Annotated in this window: 18 protein-coding genes; 12 read left to right on the plus strand and 6 right to left on the minus strand. The window is 73.2% G+C overall.

What is annotated here, in order from left to right:
* Positions 1-128: 128 nt before the first annotated feature.
* Positions 129-554: a hypothetical protein gene (locus ACZ6SA_RS27115; protein ID WP_347648143.1), complete on the minus strand. Its 426-nt coding sequence runs from the start codon at positions 552-554 to the stop codon at positions 129-131.
* A 155-nt stretch (positions 555-709) separates the two neighbouring features.
* Here ACZ6SA_RS27115 and ACZ6SA_RS27120 point away from each other — a divergent pair, with 155 nt between their 5' ends.
* Genes ACZ6SA_RS27120 through ACZ6SA_RS27130 form a run of 3 tightly spaced genes read left to right on the plus strand, consistent with a single transcriptional unit; the run spans position 710 to position 3,014 of the window.
* Positions 710-1,363 (plus strand): DUF998 domain-containing protein, encoded by a 654-nt coding sequence (locus tag ACZ6SA_RS27120; RefSeq protein WP_347648142.1) that lies wholly within the window; start codon positions 710-712, stop codon positions 1,361-1,363.
* Positions 1,364-1,407: 44 nt separating this feature from the next.
* Positions 1,408-1,779 (plus strand): YciI family protein, encoded by a 372-nt coding sequence (locus ACZ6SA_RS27125; RefSeq protein ID WP_347648141.1) that lies wholly within the window; start codon positions 1,408-1,410, stop codon positions 1,777-1,779.
* Positions 1,776-3,014 (plus strand): RNA polymerase sigma factor, encoded by a 1,239-nt coding sequence (locus tag ACZ6SA_RS27130; RefSeq protein WP_347648140.1) that lies wholly within the window; start codon positions 1,776-1,778, stop codon positions 3,012-3,014. The genes ACZ6SA_RS27125 and ACZ6SA_RS27130 overlap by 4 nt, the downstream gene beginning before the upstream one ends.
* 28 nt (positions 3,015-3,042) lie before the next feature.
* Here the strand turns inward: ACZ6SA_RS27130 and ACZ6SA_RS27135 are convergent, their stop codons facing one another.
* Complete coding sequence (locus tag ACZ6SA_RS27135; RefSeq protein WP_347648139.1) at positions 3,043-3,711, minus strand: GAP family protein; 669 nt, start codon at positions 3,709-3,711, stop codon at positions 3,043-3,045.
* A gap of 94 nt (positions 3,712-3,805) precedes the next feature.
* On the opposite strand from ACZ6SA_RS27135, the gene ACZ6SA_RS27140 reads away from it, so the two are divergent.
* The 5 genes from ACZ6SA_RS27140 to ACZ6SA_RS27160 all read left to right on the plus strand — a co-directional run bounded on the left by ACZ6SA_RS27140 (position 3,806) and on the right by ACZ6SA_RS27160 (position 8,613).
* Complete coding sequence (locus ACZ6SA_RS27140; protein WP_347648138.1) at positions 3,806-4,444, plus strand: TetR/AcrR family transcriptional regulator; 639 nt, start codon at positions 3,806-3,808, stop codon at positions 4,442-4,444.
* Between the two features lie 334 nt (positions 4,445-4,778).
* On the plus strand, positions 4,779-5,384 hold the full coding sequence (locus ACZ6SA_RS27145) for a biotin transporter BioY (protein ID WP_347648137.1): 606 nt from the start codon (positions 4,779-4,781) through the stop codon (positions 5,382-5,384).
* 7 nt (positions 5,385-5,391) lie between these two features.
* Positions 5,392-6,768 carry a class I adenylate-forming enzyme family protein gene (locus ACZ6SA_RS27150; protein WP_465831200.1) on the plus strand — a complete coding sequence of 459 codons (1,377 nt, stop codon included), beginning with the start codon at positions 5,392-5,394 and terminating at the stop codon, positions 6,766-6,768.
* Entirely contained in the window at positions 6,768-7,937 is a 1,170-nt protein-coding gene (locus ACZ6SA_RS27155; protein ID WP_465831202.1) for a thiolase family protein, read from the plus strand. Before ACZ6SA_RS27150 ends, ACZ6SA_RS27155 begins: the two co-directional genes overlap by 1 nt.
* Before the next feature lies 1 nt (position 7,938).
* Positions 7,939-8,613 carry an energy-coupling factor ABC transporter ATP-binding protein gene (locus tag ACZ6SA_RS27160; protein ID WP_347648134.1) on the plus strand — a complete coding sequence of 225 codons (675 nt, stop codon included), beginning with the start codon at positions 7,939-7,941 and terminating at the stop codon, positions 8,611-8,613.
* A 39-nt stretch (positions 8,614-8,652) separates the two neighbouring features.
* On the opposite strand, the gene ACZ6SA_RS27165 is transcribed toward ACZ6SA_RS27160, so the two are convergent.
* On the minus strand, positions 8,653-9,846 hold the full coding sequence (locus ACZ6SA_RS27165) for an RNA-guided endonuclease InsQ/TnpB family protein (protein WP_465831204.1): 1,194 nt from the start codon (positions 9,844-9,846) through the stop codon (positions 8,653-8,655).
* A gap of 110 nt (positions 9,847-9,956) precedes the next feature.
* On the opposite strand from ACZ6SA_RS27165, the gene ACZ6SA_RS27170 reads away from it, so the two are divergent.
* From ACZ6SA_RS27170 to ACZ6SA_RS27185, 4 genes are read left to right on the plus strand one after another with little or no spacing between them, the layout of a single operon-like run.
* A complete protein-coding gene (locus tag ACZ6SA_RS27170; RefSeq protein ID WP_347648133.1) occupies positions 9,957-10,562 on the plus strand; it encodes an energy-coupling factor transporter transmembrane component T family protein in 606 nt (201 codons plus the stop codon).
* A gap of 48 nt (positions 10,563-10,610) precedes the next feature.
* Positions 10,611-10,961, plus strand: a complete 351-nt coding sequence (locus tag ACZ6SA_RS27175) for an ArsR/SmtB family transcription factor (protein WP_347648132.1) — start codon at positions 10,611-10,613, stop codon at positions 10,959-10,961.
* On the plus strand, positions 10,961-11,581 hold the full coding sequence (locus ACZ6SA_RS27180) for an SRPBCC family protein (protein ID WP_347648131.1): 621 nt from the start codon (positions 10,961-10,963) through the stop codon (positions 11,579-11,581). Before ACZ6SA_RS27175 ends, ACZ6SA_RS27180 begins: the two co-directional genes overlap by 1 nt.
* Positions 11,578-11,976 carry a VOC family protein gene (locus ACZ6SA_RS27185; RefSeq protein ID WP_347648130.1) on the plus strand — a complete coding sequence of 133 codons (399 nt, stop codon included), beginning with the start codon at positions 11,578-11,580 and terminating at the stop codon, positions 11,974-11,976. The genes ACZ6SA_RS27180 and ACZ6SA_RS27185 overlap by 4 nt, the downstream gene beginning before the upstream one ends.
* Before the next feature lie 99 nt (positions 11,977-12,075).
* On the opposite strand, the gene ACZ6SA_RS27190 is transcribed toward ACZ6SA_RS27185, so the two are convergent.
* From ACZ6SA_RS27190 to ACZ6SA_RS27200, 3 genes are all read right to left on the minus strand, one after another.
* Entirely contained in the window at positions 12,076-12,678 is a 603-nt protein-coding gene (locus ACZ6SA_RS27190; protein ID WP_465831208.1) for a dihydrofolate reductase family protein, read from the minus strand.
* Positions 12,679-12,744: 66 nt separating this feature from the next.
* Positions 12,745-13,947, minus strand: a complete 1,203-nt coding sequence (locus ACZ6SA_RS27195; protein ID WP_465831210.1) for an SWIM zinc finger family protein — start codon at positions 13,945-13,947, stop codon at positions 12,745-12,747.
* Positions 13,944-16,748, minus strand: a complete 2,805-nt coding sequence (locus ACZ6SA_RS27200) for a DEAD/DEAH box helicase (RefSeq protein ID WP_465831212.1) — start codon at positions 16,746-16,748, stop codon at positions 13,944-13,946. Before ACZ6SA_RS27200 ends, ACZ6SA_RS27195 begins: the two co-directional genes overlap by 4 nt.
* Positions 16,749-16,820: the final 72 nt, after the last annotated feature.

A 16,820-nucleotide genomic window follows, 5' to 3' on the forward strand; every position in this document is an offset into this window, starting at 1 on the left:
TCCCCCCCCCACTCCCCTCTCCTTTCTGTCTCTCCTCCCCTCCCCCCCCCCCCCCCCCCCCCCCCCCCCCCCCCCCCCCCCCCCGCTACGACATGTTCTCCGGGTAGGGCGGGAGACCGGTCCCTCGATCAGATGCGGGTCGAGGTGGAGGCGTACCCGCCGCCGCCGGGGTAGACCCACGCACCGGTGAGCGTGGTGTCGTCGGCGTCGAAGGTGCCCTCGAAGTAGGCCGGGCCGCCCCTGGCCCCGGCCCAGATGGTCAGCCTGTCGCCCTCCAGTTCGTAGACGTAGTCGAAGGTGTTGCCCGCCGAGTCGTAGAACCGCGACACCACGTCCGCCCCGGTCGGCTCACCGAACGGACGCAGGTTGCCGATGATCTCCATGCCGGTGACCGGCTCGCCGAACTGGGTGAGCTCGACGTGCTGGACCAGGAAGAACCGGCCCGGCATCCACTCGTAGCGCACGGTGCCCTCCGCACCGCCGGCGACCTTCCAGGTACCGACCAGGCGTTCCAGGGCCTTCAACTCGGGGCTGGGCTGCTGGGTCTCGATCATGTTGTCCTCCTCTGTGGTTGCTCGCCGGTACCTCGGAGACCTCTGCCGGGCTTTGACACGGAATCAGTGTGGTCTGAATCACATTCGACCGCCGTCAAGAAAGCCGATGCGGGTCCGAGGTAACGAGCGAGAACCCACCGACAAGGGAGGACGTCATGACCGCCACCACCACTGCCACCGGCGTTCCCGTCCGCAGGACCGCTCGGACATCCGGACGCCTGCTGCTGGCGGGAGCGCTGGCCGGGCCGCTCTTCTTCGCCTCGGCGATCACGCAGATGCTCACCCGTGAGGGCTTCGACATCACCCGGCACCCCATCAGCCAGCTGTCCACCGGCGACCTGGGGTGGATCCAGATCCTCTCCTTCGTCCTCGCGGGGACGGGGGCGCTGGCGCTGGCCGCCGGCGCCGGGCGCACGCTCACCGAAGGGGTCGGGCGGCGGGCGCTGCCGATCCTGGTGGGCATCTTCGGCGCCGGGCTGGTGGCGGCCGGGATCTTCACCATGGACCCCGAGAAGGGCTTCCCGGTCGGCACCCCTGAGGGACCGGTCGCGCAGATGTCCTGGCACAGCATCGTGCACTCGGCCGCCGCCGCTGTGGCCTTCACCGCGCTGGCCATCGCGGCCATCGTGATGACCGTCCGGTGCGCCCGCCGCCGGGCGACGCCGCCCGCCATGCTGAGCGCCCTCGCCGCGCTGGTGCTGCTGGTGCCGATGTCGCCCGGCTACATGAGCATCCAGATCGCCCTGAACGGCCTGGTCGCCTTCACCTGGACGACCGTCCTCGCGACGTCGCTGCGGCGCGCCGCCTGAGACGCACCTAACATGGCCTGCGACGATCCATCAAGGGATTCACCATGAAATACCTGCTGCTCGCCTACACTCCGGCCGCCGAGTGGGACGCCGCCACCGCCGACGTCCCGTCCGAGGAGGCGCTGGCCGCCTTCGCGACCTACCAGAAGCTGGAGCGGGAGCTGATCGCCTCCGGCGAGTTCGTCACCAGCGAGGGCCTGGGACACCCTGCGGTCAGCACCACCGTCCACCGCAAAGGTGACAAGGTGGTCGCCACTGACGGTCCCTTCGCCGAGCTCAAGGAGGTCCTGGCCAGCTTCGCCGTGATCGACGTGGCCGGCAAGGAGCGCGCCGTCGAGATCGCCGCACGCATCGTCGAGGCGCTCGGCGAACCGATCGAGATCCGCCCGATCATGGGTGAGGACTTCGCGGCGTGAACCACGAGCACGAGCACCTGCTGCGCACCGAGGCGCCGCAGGTGCTCGGCGCGCTGGTCCGCCGCTTCGGCCGGTTCGACATCGCCGAGGACGCAGTGCAGGAGGCGCTGCTGACCGCCAGCCAGGTCTGGCCGGCCGAGGGCGTCCCGGAGAACCCGCGCAGCTGGCTCATCCGCGTTGGATACCGGCGCATGGTCGACCTGATCCGCTCCGACCAGGCCCGCCACCGCCGCGAGCAGCAGGCCGGAGTGGCCGAGCTGGCCATGCAAGGACCCGGGCGACGGGCACATCCCGCACGCGAGACCGACGACAGCCTGACCCTGCTGCTGCTGTGCTGCCATCCCGCGCTGGACCCCACCTCCCAGGTGGCGCTCACGCTGCGCGCGGTCGGCGGCCTGACCACCGCCGAGATCGCACACGCCCACGGTACGACCGCGCCCACCATGGGCGCCCGGATCAGCCGCGCCAAACAGCGGTTGGCCCGCGCCGGAGCCCGCTTCACCCCGCCCACCGACGCCGACCGCGACAGCCGTATGGCCGCCGTGATGCGGGTGCTCTACCTGATCTTCAACGAGGGCTACACCGCCACCGCCGGCAACCGGCTCGCCCGCGTCGACCTGACCCGCGAAGCCATCCGCCTGACCCGCATGCTTCACGCCACGCTCGGCGACGACGCCGAGGTGACCGGCCTGCTGGCGCTGATGCTGCTCACCGAGTCCAGGCGCGCCGCCCGCACCGATGGCGGTGACCTGGTTCCCCTGGACGAGCAGGACCGCGCCCGGTGGGACCACGACCTGATCGACGAGGGCACCGCTCTCATCGACGGCGTCTGGAACCGCAACCAGCCGGGCCCCTACCAGCTTCAGGCCGCGATCGCCGCCGTGCACTCCGCTGCCTCCTCACCCGACCAGACCGACTGGGCTCAGATCGCCATGCTGTACCTGTGGCTCGAACGGCTCACCCCCACCGCACCGGTCCAGCTCAGCCGCGTGGTGGCGGTGGCCCACGCCCACGGACCGGCCCGCGGCATGGCGCTCCTGGACGACCTCAACCAACGCCACCACCTGGACCGGCACCCGCTCACCAGGCAGCGGGAACACGCGGTCCGCGCCCACCTGCTCCAGATGACCGGCAACACCACGCGGGCAGCCGCGCTCTACCGTCAGGCGGCCGACCTGACCGCGAACCAGGTCGAGCAGCGCTACCTGCTCAGCAAGGCCGGCGATCTCATCTGAGCGACGTGGGGACCGACACGGAGGGACCTCACGGACCCGCGGTGATGGTGATCTGGGCGGGCAACGCGTCCAGCAGGATGAGGACTCCCGCTATCCCGACGATCCAGCGCAGGGTGGTGCGGGAGCCGGAGTCGAGCCTGCCCTGCCACCGTTCGAACCGTTCGCGGATCCGCTCGCCCAGGGCGGCCCATGCGGCGAAGAGCAGGACGCCGGGGATCACCATGATGGTCACGTAGACGCCGAGGAGCGGCGACCATTGGGCGGCGGGCAGGCCGGCGAGGGTCATGATGCCGATCGCGCCGAAGTAGGGCACGGCGGTGGCGAACTCGAACAGCCAGGTCGCCAGCCCCAGCAGCAGCATCGAGCGCATGGTGAAGGACCGTGCCCTGACGGACGCGCGTTCGGGGTCCCGGTCCGGGATGAAGTAGCTGCCCACCACGAGGGCCGCGCCGAAGGCGGCCTGCCCCCAGGCCCACACGGTGTCATCGACGCGGGGCACGACAGCGCCCAGGCCGAGCATGAGCAGCACGCCGAGGGCGAAGTACGCGATCGCGACCGTGCCGAGATAGCCGCCGAGCAGCAGGCCCACGCGGTGCGGCCTGGCCAGCAGCAGGTAGAGCGTGATCCCGATCACCGCGGGGCTCAGCGTGTCGAGCAGGGCCAGCCCCAGCACCGCCACGATCGTCTCGATCGGCAAACCTGTCTCCCGCGGGGGTCGGAGGATCGTAATAACACGCCTGTGTCAGTACCCTAGCACGGGCGTGTTAGCACATGCGTATTAACATGTGGACGTGCCACGACTCGTTGACCACGACCAGCGGCGGGCCGAGCTCGGCGAGGCGGCCATCCGGATCATCCTGCGCGACGGGCTGGCCGGCGTGACCGTCCGCGGCGTCGCCGCCGAAGCCGGCTGGTCCACCGGCTCCTTGCGGCACTACTTCAGCAATCAGCACGAGTTGCAGGCCTACGTCGTCCAGGCCACCACCGACGCCCTCCGCCGGCGGGTCCTCCCGCGCGTCCAGCGGCCCCGTACCGAAGGCCCGGTGGTCGAGCAGGTCGCCACCATCGTGGAGGAGATGCTGCCGCTCGACGACGAGCGGCGCGAGGAGTACGCGCTGTGGTCGGCGGTCGTGGAATGGGAGCGTCACCACCCTCAGGAAGGGGGCTCGGTGACGTGGAACGACCAGCGGGCGCTGCACCGCCAGTGCATCGCGGCCCTGCGCGGGCACGAGCCGGTACGCGACCCGGGACAGGCCACGGCCGCGCACCCCGATGCCGAGGTCGAGCTCTGGGCGGCTCTCCTGCACACGTTCGTCGACGGGCTCGCCTCCCAGATCGTCCACACCCCCGGCCAGGTGCCGGCCGGCACCGCCGGGCACCTGCTGCGCGCTCTGCTACGAACAGCAGCCGCGCATCCCGGTGGCGGTTGACTTCCTCTCCCCCTCCAGACGAGGGGAACCCTCACGGGCGCCCCTGAGGGTCCTGCTTCGCCGCCGGTTGCCTGCCCGAGAGGACTCTGGTTGAGGTCTTACACCAGCTCCACAGGTGTTTCAGCTCTCCGCCGGCCCGGCGGCGAGCACGTTCCGGGCCGCGTCGTACTCGCCACGGAACGCCGAGCGAGTGTACTCCGCGCTCGGGAGACGCGACGCCCGTGCGGCGTACAGGCGCGGGTGCGCTCTTCCAGGGAGATAACTGATGATCGCGTTGAATGTTGTGGGATACCTCCATGACTGAAGCGTGCCGTTCTGGTGTGAGATCGACCCCATGAAGGATGAAGGGAAGCAGCGCAGGTTCCCCACGGGCGACCTGGCGAGAGTGGCCGTGTTCGCCGCGTTGATCGCCGTGCTCGGGTTGCCGGGCACCATCAACGTCTTCGGCAACGCGGTCCCGATCACCCTGCAGACCGCGGGCGTGATGCTGGCGGGCGCGATCCTCGGCTCATGGCGGGCGGCGCTGGCCGTCGCCGTGCTGCTCGTGCTGGTCGCGGCCGGCCTGCCGCTGCTGGCGGGCGGGCGCGGCGGGCTGGGCGCCTTCACCGCGCCGTCGGCGGGATTCCTGCTGGGCTGGCTGCCCGGCGCGGCCGTGACCGGCTGGCTGGTCGAGCGGGCGGGCCGCCGGCCGGGCTGGATCCAGCTGTTCGTGGCGAGCCTGGTGGGCGGCGTCGGCGTGGTCTACCTGGTCGGGATTCCCTTCCAGGCGATGGTCTCCGGCGTGTCGCTGGGCGCGGCGGCGCTGCTCACGGCCGCGTTCCTGCCCGGCGACGTGATCAAGGCGGTCGTGACGGCCTACGTCGCCCGGGGAGTGCAGGCGTCCTACCCCGACGCGGTGCCCGCCGTGCACCGCGAGCGGCTGCGCACCGGGGAGCGTTGACCCCGCGATGCCGGTAGCAGAACACGTGCTGCGGCACGCCGCCGAGCGTCCGGCGCGGCCGGCGGTGTGCGGCCAGGACGGTGAGCTCTCCTACGCCGAGCTCGCCGCGAACCTCCAGGGCGCCGCCCGGCACCTGCGCGGCCGGGGGATCGGCCCCGGCGCGCTGGTCGCGATCGGGCTGGCCGGTCCGGTCGCGCTGCTGACCGCCGTGCTCGCCGCCGACCTGGCCGGCGCGACGCCGCTGGTGGGCGACCCCGCCTGGGGGCGCGAGCGCTGGGCGCGCCTCACCGGCGCGGTCATGCCCGACCTCCTGGTGACCGATCCTCTCCCGTACGCCCCCGGTCCGGCCATGACCCCGCACGCGGCCCCCGCCGACCTGGCGTGGGCCTGCTTCAGCTCCGGCAGCACGGGCCGGCCGCGCGCCGTCCTACGCCGCCGCGCGTCGTGGACGGACTCGTTCGCGCACCTCAGCGACCTGGCCGGGATCGGCGCCGAAGACGTGATCCTGGTGCCGGGGCCGCTGACCTCCAGCCTGTACGCCTTCGCCGCCGTGCACGCGCTGGCCGCCGGCGCGACCGCCGTCCTGCCCGGCCGCCGCCCCGGCAGGGAACTGAAAGCCCAGGCGGAGTCGGCCACCGTCGTGCACCTGGTGCCGCACCTGCTGGACGACGTCCTACGCCGTCAGCGCGGCTCAGGGGCGCTGCGCACGGCCGTGGCCGGCGGCGCGGCCCTCGCCCCGGGAGGGCGCGCGGCCGCGGCGCGGGCGGGGGTGAACGTCGTGGCGTACTACGGCGCGACCGAGCTGTCGTTCGTGGCCGTCGACGCCGACGGAGGCGGGCTGCGCCCGTTCCCCGGCGTGGAGATCGAGGTCAGGGCCGAGCCGGGGGCGGCGCTGGGCGAGGTGTGGGTGCGCTCGCCGTGGCTGGCCGACGGCTATCTGGGTGACGTGCCCGGCCCGTTGCGGCGCGGCGCGGGCGGCTGGGCCAGTGTGGGCGACGTGGCGCGGCCCTACCGGGAGGGTGAGGTGCTGCGGTTGCGCGGCCGGGGTGAGGGCGCGATCCAGACCGGCGGCGCGACCGTCGTGGCCGAGGACGTCGAAGAGGTGCTCAGGACGGTGCCGGGTGTGGGCGACGTCGTGGTGGTCGGCTCGCCGCACCCGTCCCTGGGTTCGGTGGTCACGGCGATTCTCGAGGCGGAGGGCGCCTCGCCGCCGTCGCGGGAGCTGCTGGAGGCGATGGCCAGGGGCGGGCTGGACGCGGTTCAGCGGCCGCGCCGCTGGTACGCGGTGCCGAGCCTGCCGCGTACGCCGTCGGGCAAACCCGCCCGCGCCCTGGTGGCGGCGCGGCTGGCGGGCGGCGATCCCGACATCCGGCGGCTGGTCTGATGGCCGTCGTGGTGGCGGCCCGGCGCACGCCCATCGGCACGGCCGGGCACGCGTACAAGGAGCTGACCGTCGACCGGCTGGCCGCCCCCGTGATCGCCGCGGTGGTGGCCGACGTAACGGGTGACGGTGCAGGTGACAGGGCGGGTGACAGGGCCGGTGACAGGGCCGGGCGAGCGGTGGAGGACGTCGTGCTGGGCAACTGCATGGGCCCTGGAGGGAACGTGGCGCGGGTGTCCGCGCTGGCGGCCGGCCTCGGGCACGCCGTACCGGGGGTCACGGTCGACCGGCAGTGCGGCAGCGGCCTGGCCGCGATCCTGCTCGCCGCGCAGGCAGTGCGCGCGGGTGACGCGGACCTGGTGATCGCGGGAGGCGTCGAGAGCGCGTCGACCGCGCCGCTGCGCACCCGCCGGGGGGAGGCGGAGCCGTACGCCAGGGCGCCTTTCACCCCCGCCGGGCACCCCGACCCGGACATGGGTCCGGCCGCGGAGGCGCTGGCGGCCTCGTGCGGCGTCGTCAGGGAGCGCCAGGACGCCTACGCCTGCCGTAGCCACGCGGCGGCGCTGGCCGCCCGCGAGGCGGGGCGGTTCGAGGGGGAGATCGTGCCGGTCGGCGGGCGGGCCGACGATCAGCGGCCGCGGCCGCTGCGGGCGTCGTCGCTGGCCCGGCTGCCCGCGGCGTTCGTGGCCGGGGGTACAGTGACGGCCGGCAACGCGTCCCCGGTCAGCGATGGAGCGGCGGCCGTGGCCATCGTGCCCGACCACCTGCGCGCGGGCCTGCCGGGGATGCGGCTGGTGGCCGGGTCCGTCGTCGGGTGCGATCCCGGGCTGCCGGGGTGGGGGCCGGTGCCCGCCGTGCGGCGGGTGCTCGCGCGTGCGGAAGTCGAGATGGAACGGGTGGCGGCGGTGGAGATCGTGGAGGCGTTCGCGGCGCAGGTGCTGGCCGTCACCGACGCGCTCGGGCTCGACCCGCTCGGCGCCGACGGGGAGCGGGTGTGCCCCGACGGGGGCGCGCTGGCGCTGGGGCATCCGTGGGGCGCCTCCGGCGCGGTCGTGGTGGCCAGGCTGTTCACCCGGCTCGTCCGTGGCGGCGCCCCGCCGGGCACGCTCGGCCTGGCGACGGCCGCGGTCGGCGGCGGCCTGGGCGTGGCCGCGCTGTTCGAGGTGGTGTGAGGTGATCGAGTTCGCGGACGTGCACGTCCGGCTGGGCGGCCGTGACGTGCTGCGCGGCGTCACCGCCCGCCTTCCCGAGCGGCGCGTCGGCGTGGTCGGCGCCAACGGCTCGGGCAAGAGCACGCTGGCCAGGCTGATCAACGGCCTGGCCGTGCCCACCTCGGGCAGCGTGACCGTGCTCGGCCTCGACACCCGGCGGCAGGCGGCGAAGATCCGGCGGGCGGTCGGATTCCTGTTCACCGATCCCGACGCGCAGATCGTGATGCCGACGGTGGCCGAGGACGTCGCCTTCTCCCTGCGCCGCAAGGGCCTGGAGCGGGAGGAGGTGGCGCGGCGGGTGCACGAGGCGCTGGCCGCGTACGGGCTGGCCGGGCACGCCGACCATCCCGCGCACCATCTGTCGGGCGGCCAGAAGCAGCTGCTCGCCCTGTGTTCGGTGATGGTGCTGCAGCCGGACATCCTGGTGATGGACGAGCCGACCACGCTGCTGGACCTGCGCCATTCCCGCCAGGTCGCCGAGGTGCTGCGCGAGCTGCCGCAGCAGGTGGTGGCGGTCAGCCACGACCTGCCGCTGCTGGCGGACTTCGACCGGGTGCTGGTGCTCGACCAGGGCCGGATCGTGGCCGACGGCAGCCCGCAGGAGGCCATCGGCCACTACAGGAAGATGATGGCTTGACATCCTCCCCGCGCCGAAGCACGGGGATTCCAACGGCAACTACCCCACGAGGAGGAGGTCGCGTTGAGGTTCGCGGTGCACCGGCCCGGCAACCCGTGGCCCTTCCCGCGCAGACACGGCACGCCCTGCCGCGTGTTCGGTGTTCCTGGCCGCGTTCACGTCGGCGTTGCAGGCGTATCCGCAGGATCGGCACCGGTAGCGCGCTTGGCTCTCGCGCGCTACCCGGTCCACGATCCCGCACGCCGAGCACCGCTGACTCGTGTACGCGGGGTTGATTTTCACCACCCGCCCGAGTGCCTTGTGTTCCAGTCGTTGGACGAGATGGCCCCATGCGGCGGCCGTGATCGACCGGTTCAGCCCAGCCTTGGCCCGAACGTTCCGCCCAGGCGCTTCGACAGTGCCGCGCACCGACCGGGTCATGTTGCGGATCTTCAGGTCTTCGACGGCGATCACGTCGAACCGGCATGCCAAATCGGTGCTGGTCTTCTCCACCCAGTCCTTGCGCCGGTCGGTCTCCCGCGCCTTCACGCGGGCGATGGCGGCCTTGACCTCGGCGCGCCGGTGCGATCCGCGCTCGGCCCTGGCAAGCTTGCGCAGCAGCCGCAGCAGTCGCGCCTTCTCCGTGTCGCGCAGCCCGGGAGCGTTCAGCATCTCCCCAGTGGACAGGGCGGCCGACACGGCCACACCCCGGTCCACGCCGACGACCTCGCCCGTATCCGGCGCAGGGATGAGGTCGGGGATGGCGGCGAATGCCACATGCCAGCGGCCCGCGCGGTCGCGGGTGACCCTGTAGGACTTCACCCCGTCAGGGACGGCGCGGGACCAGCGGTAGCGAATCCATCCCACCTTCGGGACCTTCACCTCGCCCACGTGGCGGGACAAGCGGCGCACGTCACCCGCTTTGACGGCGACGATCCGGAACCCTTCGCCGCACCCGCGCCTGCGCCACGTCGGACGCCTATGGTTTCCGCCGAAGTAGTTCGCCATGGCTTGCGCGAAGTCCTTCAGAGCCTGCTGCTGGACGATGACCGATCCGGTGTGCAGCCACTCGAACTCTGCCCGCGCCTCCGTCAACTGGCGGCACTGCTCGACGAACCCCGGCGCGCTCCTGCGTCCCGGCTTCCAGTGCGCGTGCTGCTCAACCGCGAGATTCCACACGAACCGGGCGTGCCCGCAATGCTCCAGCAGTGCTGCCTCCTGGGCAGGCGAGGGCTGGAGCCGGTAGCGGGACATGCTGATCAATCTACCGACCGCCGCCGACAAAACCGGGAGACCACAGTGTCCGGCCGTTCCGGCTTTCCACCCCGCACTGAAGGACGGGGCCTCCAACCTGTAGGTATCCGGTGAACAGCCTGACCGGCGCCTACGTGCCGGGTTCCTCGCCGCTGCACCGCCTGCCGGCCGGGGCGAAGCTGGCCGGGCTGGCCGTGGCCTGCACGGTGCTGGTGCTGCTGTCCTCGCCGGCGGCGCTGGCCGGCGCGGCCGCCGTCGTGGCCGGGCTCTACGCGGTGTCGCGGGTGGGGCCGGCGGCGGCGTGGGCTCAGGTGCGGCCGGTGCGCTATTTCGTGGTGGCGCTGTTCGGGCTGCAGTGGGTGTTCGTCGGCCTGGAGGGGGCGGCGGTCACGACGCTGCGGGTGCTGCTGGCCGTCGCGCTGGCGGGGCTGGTCACGCTGACCACCCGCACGTCGGCCATGATGGCGGCGCTGGAACGGTGTCTGGGGCCGGCGAGGCTGGTCGGGCTCGACCCGTTCCGCCTGTCGTTGCTGCTGTCGCTGACCGTACGCAGCGTGCCCGTCATCGCTGCGCTGGCCGTGCGCGTCCGGGAGGCGCAGCGGGCCAGGGGGGTCGAGCGCAGCCTGCGCGCCTTCGCCGTGCCGCTGGTGGTGAGCTCGCTGCGGCACGCCGACGCGCTGGGGGAGGCGCTCAGCGCGCGCGGGCTGGACGACTAGTTATACCCGTGTTGACTTATATAAGTGTGACCTGAAATAGTGAGCGGCGTGCACGCATTCGACGTCCTCGGAGATCCGGTGCGACGCCGGATCCTGGAGCTGCTCGCCGAGGGCGAGCGCAGCTCCGGCGAGGTGACCGCGGTCATCCAGCAGGAGTTCGGCATCTCCCAGCCGGCCGTCTCCCAGCACCTGCGGGTGCTGCGCGACAACGGGTTCGCCAGCGTGCGTGCCCAGGGCGCCCGGCGGCTCTACGCCGTCGAGGCGGGGCCGCTGCGGGAGGTCGACCTCTGGCTGGAACGATTTCGCGGTTTCTGGAACCAGCGGCTCGACGCGCTGGCCACCGAGCTGGCACGAGGCAAACGCGAACGCCGCGCCCAAGACGACACGAAGGACACTTGATGAGTTTCATCGACGAGCTCAACCGAGCCCACCGCGAGGTGGTCAACGGCGAGCGCAAGACCGTGGCGCTGCGGCGCCACTACGACGCGGACGTGGAGGACGTCTGGGAGGCCTGCACCGACGCCGAGCGGCTGAGCCGCTGGTTCCTGCCGGTCACCGGGGACCTCCGGGTGGGGGGCACGTACCAGCTCAAGGGCAACGCGGGCGGCGAGATCCTGCGCTGCGAGCCGCCGCGCCTGCTCAAGGTCACCTGGCTGTTCGGCCCCGACCCCGGCTTCTCCGAGGTCGAGGTGCGGCTGTCGGCCGAGGACGGCGGCACCCTGTTCGAGCTCGAGCACACCGCCGAGATGCCGGCCGAGATGTGGTCGCAGTACGGGCCCGGCGCGACCGGCGTGGGCTGGGACCTGTCGCTGCTGGGCCTGGGTCTGCACCTGTCGGGCGGCGAGCAGGTGGACGAGGCCACCTTCCACCTGACCGCCGACGGCCGCAGCTTCATCACCACGAGCAGCCAGGCGTGGGGTGAGGCGTTCCAGGCCGCGGGCGCCCCCGCCGACCAGGCCGCCGCCGCCGTGGCCGCCACCACCGCCTTCTACGCTCCCGAGGAGGAGTCCCCCGCATGACCCAGAAGATTCACACGTTCCTCATGTTCCAGAAGGGCGAGGCCGAGGAGGCGATGACGTTCTACGTGTCGCTGTTCGACGACGCCAAGGTGACCCGTCTGGAGCGCTTCGGCCCGGGCGAGCCCGGCGCGGAGGGCTCGGTCAAGCGCGGCACGTTCACGCTGGCCGGCCAGGAGTACATGTGCCTGGACAGCCCGACGCCGCACGGCTTCGACTTCACGCCCTCGATGTCGCTGTTCGTCGACTGCGACACCGAGGAGGAACTCGACCGCCTGTACGCGGCGCTGGCCGAGGGCGGGGGCGAGCTGATGCCGCTGGGCTCCTACGGGTTCAGCACGAAGTTCGGCTGGGTCAACGACCGTTTCGGCGTCTCGTGGCAGCTCAACCTGGCCTGAGCGCCCGCCCCGCGGCCGATCAGAGCTCGCCCCCGGGCGCCCCGGCCCATGGCCGGGGCGCCCGGGGGCGTGATCGGGACGCGGGGCCGTCACCCGGACCTACGTGTCGGTCCCGTAGGCCGGAAGCCCCGTCGGTTCGAAGGTGTGCACCGACAGGCCGCCCGGTGTCGTCTGGTGGCCGGCGAGCCGCAGGCCGGCGGGGGCGCCGCCGTCCGGGAACAGGCGCCGGCCCCGGCCCACCACCACCGGGGCGATCACGAGTCGCAACGTGTCGATCAGCCCGGCGGCCAGCAGAGACTGCGCCAGCCGGGCGCTGCCGTGGATCTGCAGTTCCCTGCCGGGCCGCCGCTTCAGCTCGGCGACCCGGGCGGTGACGTCGCCGGACAGGATCGTGGTCGGATTCCATTCGGCCCTGGTCAGGCTGTTGGAGGCCACGTACTTCGGCAGCCCGTTCATGAGCTCTGCGGAGGGATGGTCGGTCATCTTCGGCCAGTCCCGCGCGAAGTTCTGGTAGGTACGGCGGCCGAACAGGAACGCGTCCGCCTGGCGGAGCCAGGTGCCGGCCAGCCGGTCGAACTCCTCGTCCAGGTGCGGCACGAACCAGCCGCCCCGCATGAACCCGTCGCTGGTGTCCTCGTCCGGGGCCCCCGGCCCCTGGGAGACACCGTCGAGGCTCAGGAACTGCTGCACAACCAGCTTCATGGCGTATCACACACTCTCTTCGGCCCCGATGGCCGACTCAGTCGCTTTCGGGGGGAGACTCCCTCCCTACTGTTGTGGACACCGTGGCGTGCCGAAACTCATCGGTCCTGGCACCGTCGGTCGTGGCCGGCCACCGCTGACGAGGGCCGACGGGTCGTGTTCGGGCGGGCCGGCCGGCCACCAGCCGCCGTCGCGTTCGGTGAAGGGGTACCACCGCCCGTCGCGCCCGTAGCGCAGTTGCAGCGGGCCGAGCGTCCAGCGGTTGCGCCACGCCTCGACGGGCGGCGGGCCCGTGCCCTCCCAGCCGGCCTCCAGCCGGGCCCGCGCCCTGGCCAGGTCCTGGCGGGGCGGCGTCCACGGGGTTTCGAGCACGTCGAGGCCGTCGGCGCCGCCGTACCTCCAGGCCTCGACGGCGGCCTCAAGCCCGCGGTCGAGCCCGAGGCCGTGCTCGGCGGCCAGCCGTACGCGGTCCTGGTGGTCGGTGAGGCGGGGCAACCGCCCGCGCAGCAGCAGCTCGCGCGCCCGGGAGGCGGCGGAGGCGGCCAGCACGCCCAGCGCGGCGACGTCGACGCCGATGTCGCCGCCGGGGCCGGGCTCGAGCGCGGGCGGGGTGAAGGCGACGTCGTCCGGCGGCGGGGCGGGCAGCGGCGGTGTCCCCAGCGCGAACGCCTCGGCGGCCGGCACGCCCCCGGGTTCACGGGCGGGATCGCCGGCAGGGACGTCGCTCCGCTGGAGCGCCTCGATCAGCTCGTCCCGGCCGCGCCCGCGCATGAGCAGCAGCACGAACGGGTCGGCGTCCAGCAGCCACGAGGCCTGGTAGCACAGGGCGGCCGCGTGCTTGCACGGGTGGCCCCAGTCGGGGCAGGAACATTCGGGCTCCAGATCGCCGACGGCGGGCAGCAGCGGCACGGCGGCGTCCTGGGCGGCCTCGACCAGGTCGTGCGGCATGTCGCGGTCGAGGAGCGCGGCGATGTGCCCGGCCTTGGCGGCCACCTGGCCGAGGAAACGTTCCCATGCGGCGCCGGTGAGCTGCTCGACGCGTACGACGGTGTCGTACTCGTTCTCGGCGACGGCGGCGATGCGGCCGGGGCTGACGGTGATGGGGCCGAGCTGCCCGGTCTTGGCGTACGCGCGGCCCTTGCGCAGCAGGACGTGGTCGAGGGAGGTGTCCTCCATGGCCTTGACCCAGGCGCGGCCCCACCAGGAGGTGGCGAAACGGGCGCCGGCCCGCTGGGGGGCGAAGGCGGGGAACCCGCGGGCGGCGTTCACCTCAGCTCCACGAGCGCGGCGAGGTCGGCGTCGGTCAGTTCGGTGAAGGCGGCCTCGCCGGAGGCGAGCACGGCGTCGGCGAGCGAACGTTTGGCGGCGAGCATGCCGGCGATGCGGTCCTCGATCGTGCCCTCGGCGATCAGGCGGTGCACCTGGACGGGACGGGTCTGCCCGATGCGGTAGGCGCGGTCGGTGGCCTGGTCCTCGACGGCGGGGTTCCACCAGCGGTCGTAGTGGATGACGTGGTCGGCGTTGGTGAGGTTGAGGCCCGTGCCGGCCGCCTTGAGCGACAGCAGGAACACCGGCGCCCGGCCGTCCTGGAAGCGGCGGACCATCTCCTCGCGGCGGGCGACCGGGGTGCCGCCGTGCAGCAGCTGGGTGCCCACGCCCCGGGCGGTGAGGTGGCGTTCCAGCAGGCGGGCCATGGCGACGTACTGGGTGAAGACCAGCGCCGCGCCGTCCTCGGCGGTGATGGTGTCGATGAGCTCGTCCAGCAGTTCGAGCTTGCCGGAGCGGCCGGGCAGGCGCGGGTCGGCCTCGTGCAGGTAGTGGGCGGGGTGGTTGCAGATCTGCTTGAGCCCGGTGAGCAGCTTGACGATGAGGCCGCGCCTGGCCATGCCCTGGGCGTCCCTGATCTGGGCCATGATCTCGCGTACGGCGGCTTCGTACAGCCCGGCCTGCTCCGTGGTGAGCGCGACGGGACGGTCGGTCTCGGTCTTGGGCGGCAGCTCGGGCGCGATGCCCGGGTCGCTCTTGCGGCGGCGCAGCAGGAACGGGCCGACCAGCCGCGCCAGCCGTTCGGCCGCCTGGCGGTCGCCGGACTCGACGGGTTTGGCCCATCGCGCCCTGAACCTGCTGAGCGGGCCGAGCAGTCCGGGCGTGGTCCAGTCGAGGATGGCCCACAGCTCCGACAGGTTGTTCTCCACGGGGGTGCCGGTCAGCGCGACGCGGGCGGCGGCGGGGATCTCGCGCAGGGCCTTGGCGGTCCCGGACGCGGGGTTCTTGACGTGCTGGGCCTCGTCGGCCACGAGCAGGCCCCACGGGTGGGCGGCCAGGCGGTCCGCGTCGAGACGCATGGTGCCGTACGTGGTCAGCACGAACCCCTCGTCGGCGGGCGTGCGGGCGGAGCCGTGGTAGCGGCGCACGGGCACGCCGGGCGCGAACCTGGTGATCTCCCGCTCCCAGTTGCCCAGCAGCGAGGCCGGGCACACCACGAGCGTCGGGCCGGTGCCCGTGCGGTGCAGGTGGAGGGCGATCACGGTGATCGTCTTGCCGAGGCCCATGTCGTCGGCCAGGCATCCGCCGAGGCCGAGGGAGGTCATCCTGGCCAGCCAGCGCAGCCCGGCCAGCTGGTAGTCGCGCAGGGTGGCGGCCAGCCCGGGCGGCGGGCCTGCGTCGGCGGGCTCGGCGAGGCGTTCGCGCAGGTCGCGCAGCCAGGCGGTGGGCTCGGCCTCGATCTGCTCGCCGTCGACCTCGACCGTCCCGGTCAGGGCGGCGCCGAGCGCTTCGAGCCCGGTCAGGGGCTTGAGCTCCCGCCGGCGGGCCTTGCGGGCCAGGTCGGGGTCGATGAGCACCCACTGCTCGCGCAGCCGTACGACGGGGCGGTGAGCCTCGGCGAGCAGGTCCATCTCGGCGGGGGTCAGGCGTTCGCCGCCGAGGGCGAGCTGCCAGTCGAAGCTGGCCAGCTGGTGGCCGCCGAGGAACGAGGGCATGTCGGAGGGCGCGCTGTCGCGCTCGCCGATGACCGCGCGGGCGCTCAGGCCGCGTACGAGTGACTTGGGCCAGTGCACCTCGACGCCGATGGCGGCCAGGCGCTCCGCGGCGCCGGCGAGGAGGTCGTCGACGTCACCGTCGGAGAGGGTGAGCTCGTCGGGGACCGCGCTGTCGAGCAGCCGTTCGAGGCGAGGCCAGGCGCGGGCGGCGCGGCGGACGGCCAGGGTGGTCTCGATCCTGGCGCGGGCGCCGAGGCCGTGCCCGCCGCCCTGCCCGCCGCTGTGCCCGCCGCCCTGCCACAGGGCGGCGGCGTCGACGACGAGCGAGGGATCGGCCAGGCTGTGCACCTGGACGACGGCGGTGAACTCACCGGCCAGCTCACCTGCCAGCTCACCGGCCGGCTCACCGGCGAGGTCACCTGCCGGCTCGCCGGACAGGTCGCCGGCCTCCAGCCGCAGCGACAGGCGCACGCCGGCGTCGAGCCCGGCCGACACCTCCGCTGCCCATCCGCGCAGGTGCGGCACCTTGACCGGCTTCATGGCGGCGTAGGCGGTGGTGCCGGTGGCCCTGACGGCGCCGGGGGAGCGCGGCATGGTGTCGGCGACCGCGTCCAGGAAGGCGCGCACGAGCGGTTCGGCGTCGGGCAGCCTGATCCCGGCGTCCCGCGGGTTTCCCAGGGGTACGGCGCGGGCAGTGGCGGGCATGGCATCGGCCAGGTCGCGTACGCGCCGGATGTCGGCGGCGTCCAGCGGCCCCGCCCGCCAGGAGTCGTGCTCGCCCGCCGTCACCCCGGGCAGCACGCGGCCCCGCGTGACGAGTTGGAGCGCCACGAGGGCCACCGCGCCCCAGAATCGTGTGGCAGGGTGGACGTCGGGGCCGGTGCGGGCCCGGGCCAGCGCGGCCACCGCCTCGTGCACCGGCACGACGGTCGCCGCGACCTGCTGGGTGCGCACCTCGCCACCGTTCTGCTCGGCCACCGTCATGGTGGACTCGCCGTCCGGATCGAGAAAGGCGACCACCCCCGACCTGGGGGGATCGCCGGGTTGGAAGACTGCCGCGTGTCGTACCAGATCCGTCAAGGGGCTCACGGCCGTACAGTGTACGGTACGTCGGGGCTGTGGTTTACCGCAGTCCTGGACGGCCACCTGCCGCATTACCGT

The sequence above is a fragment of the Nonomuraea sp. NPDC049378 genome, from assembly GCF_055586745.1.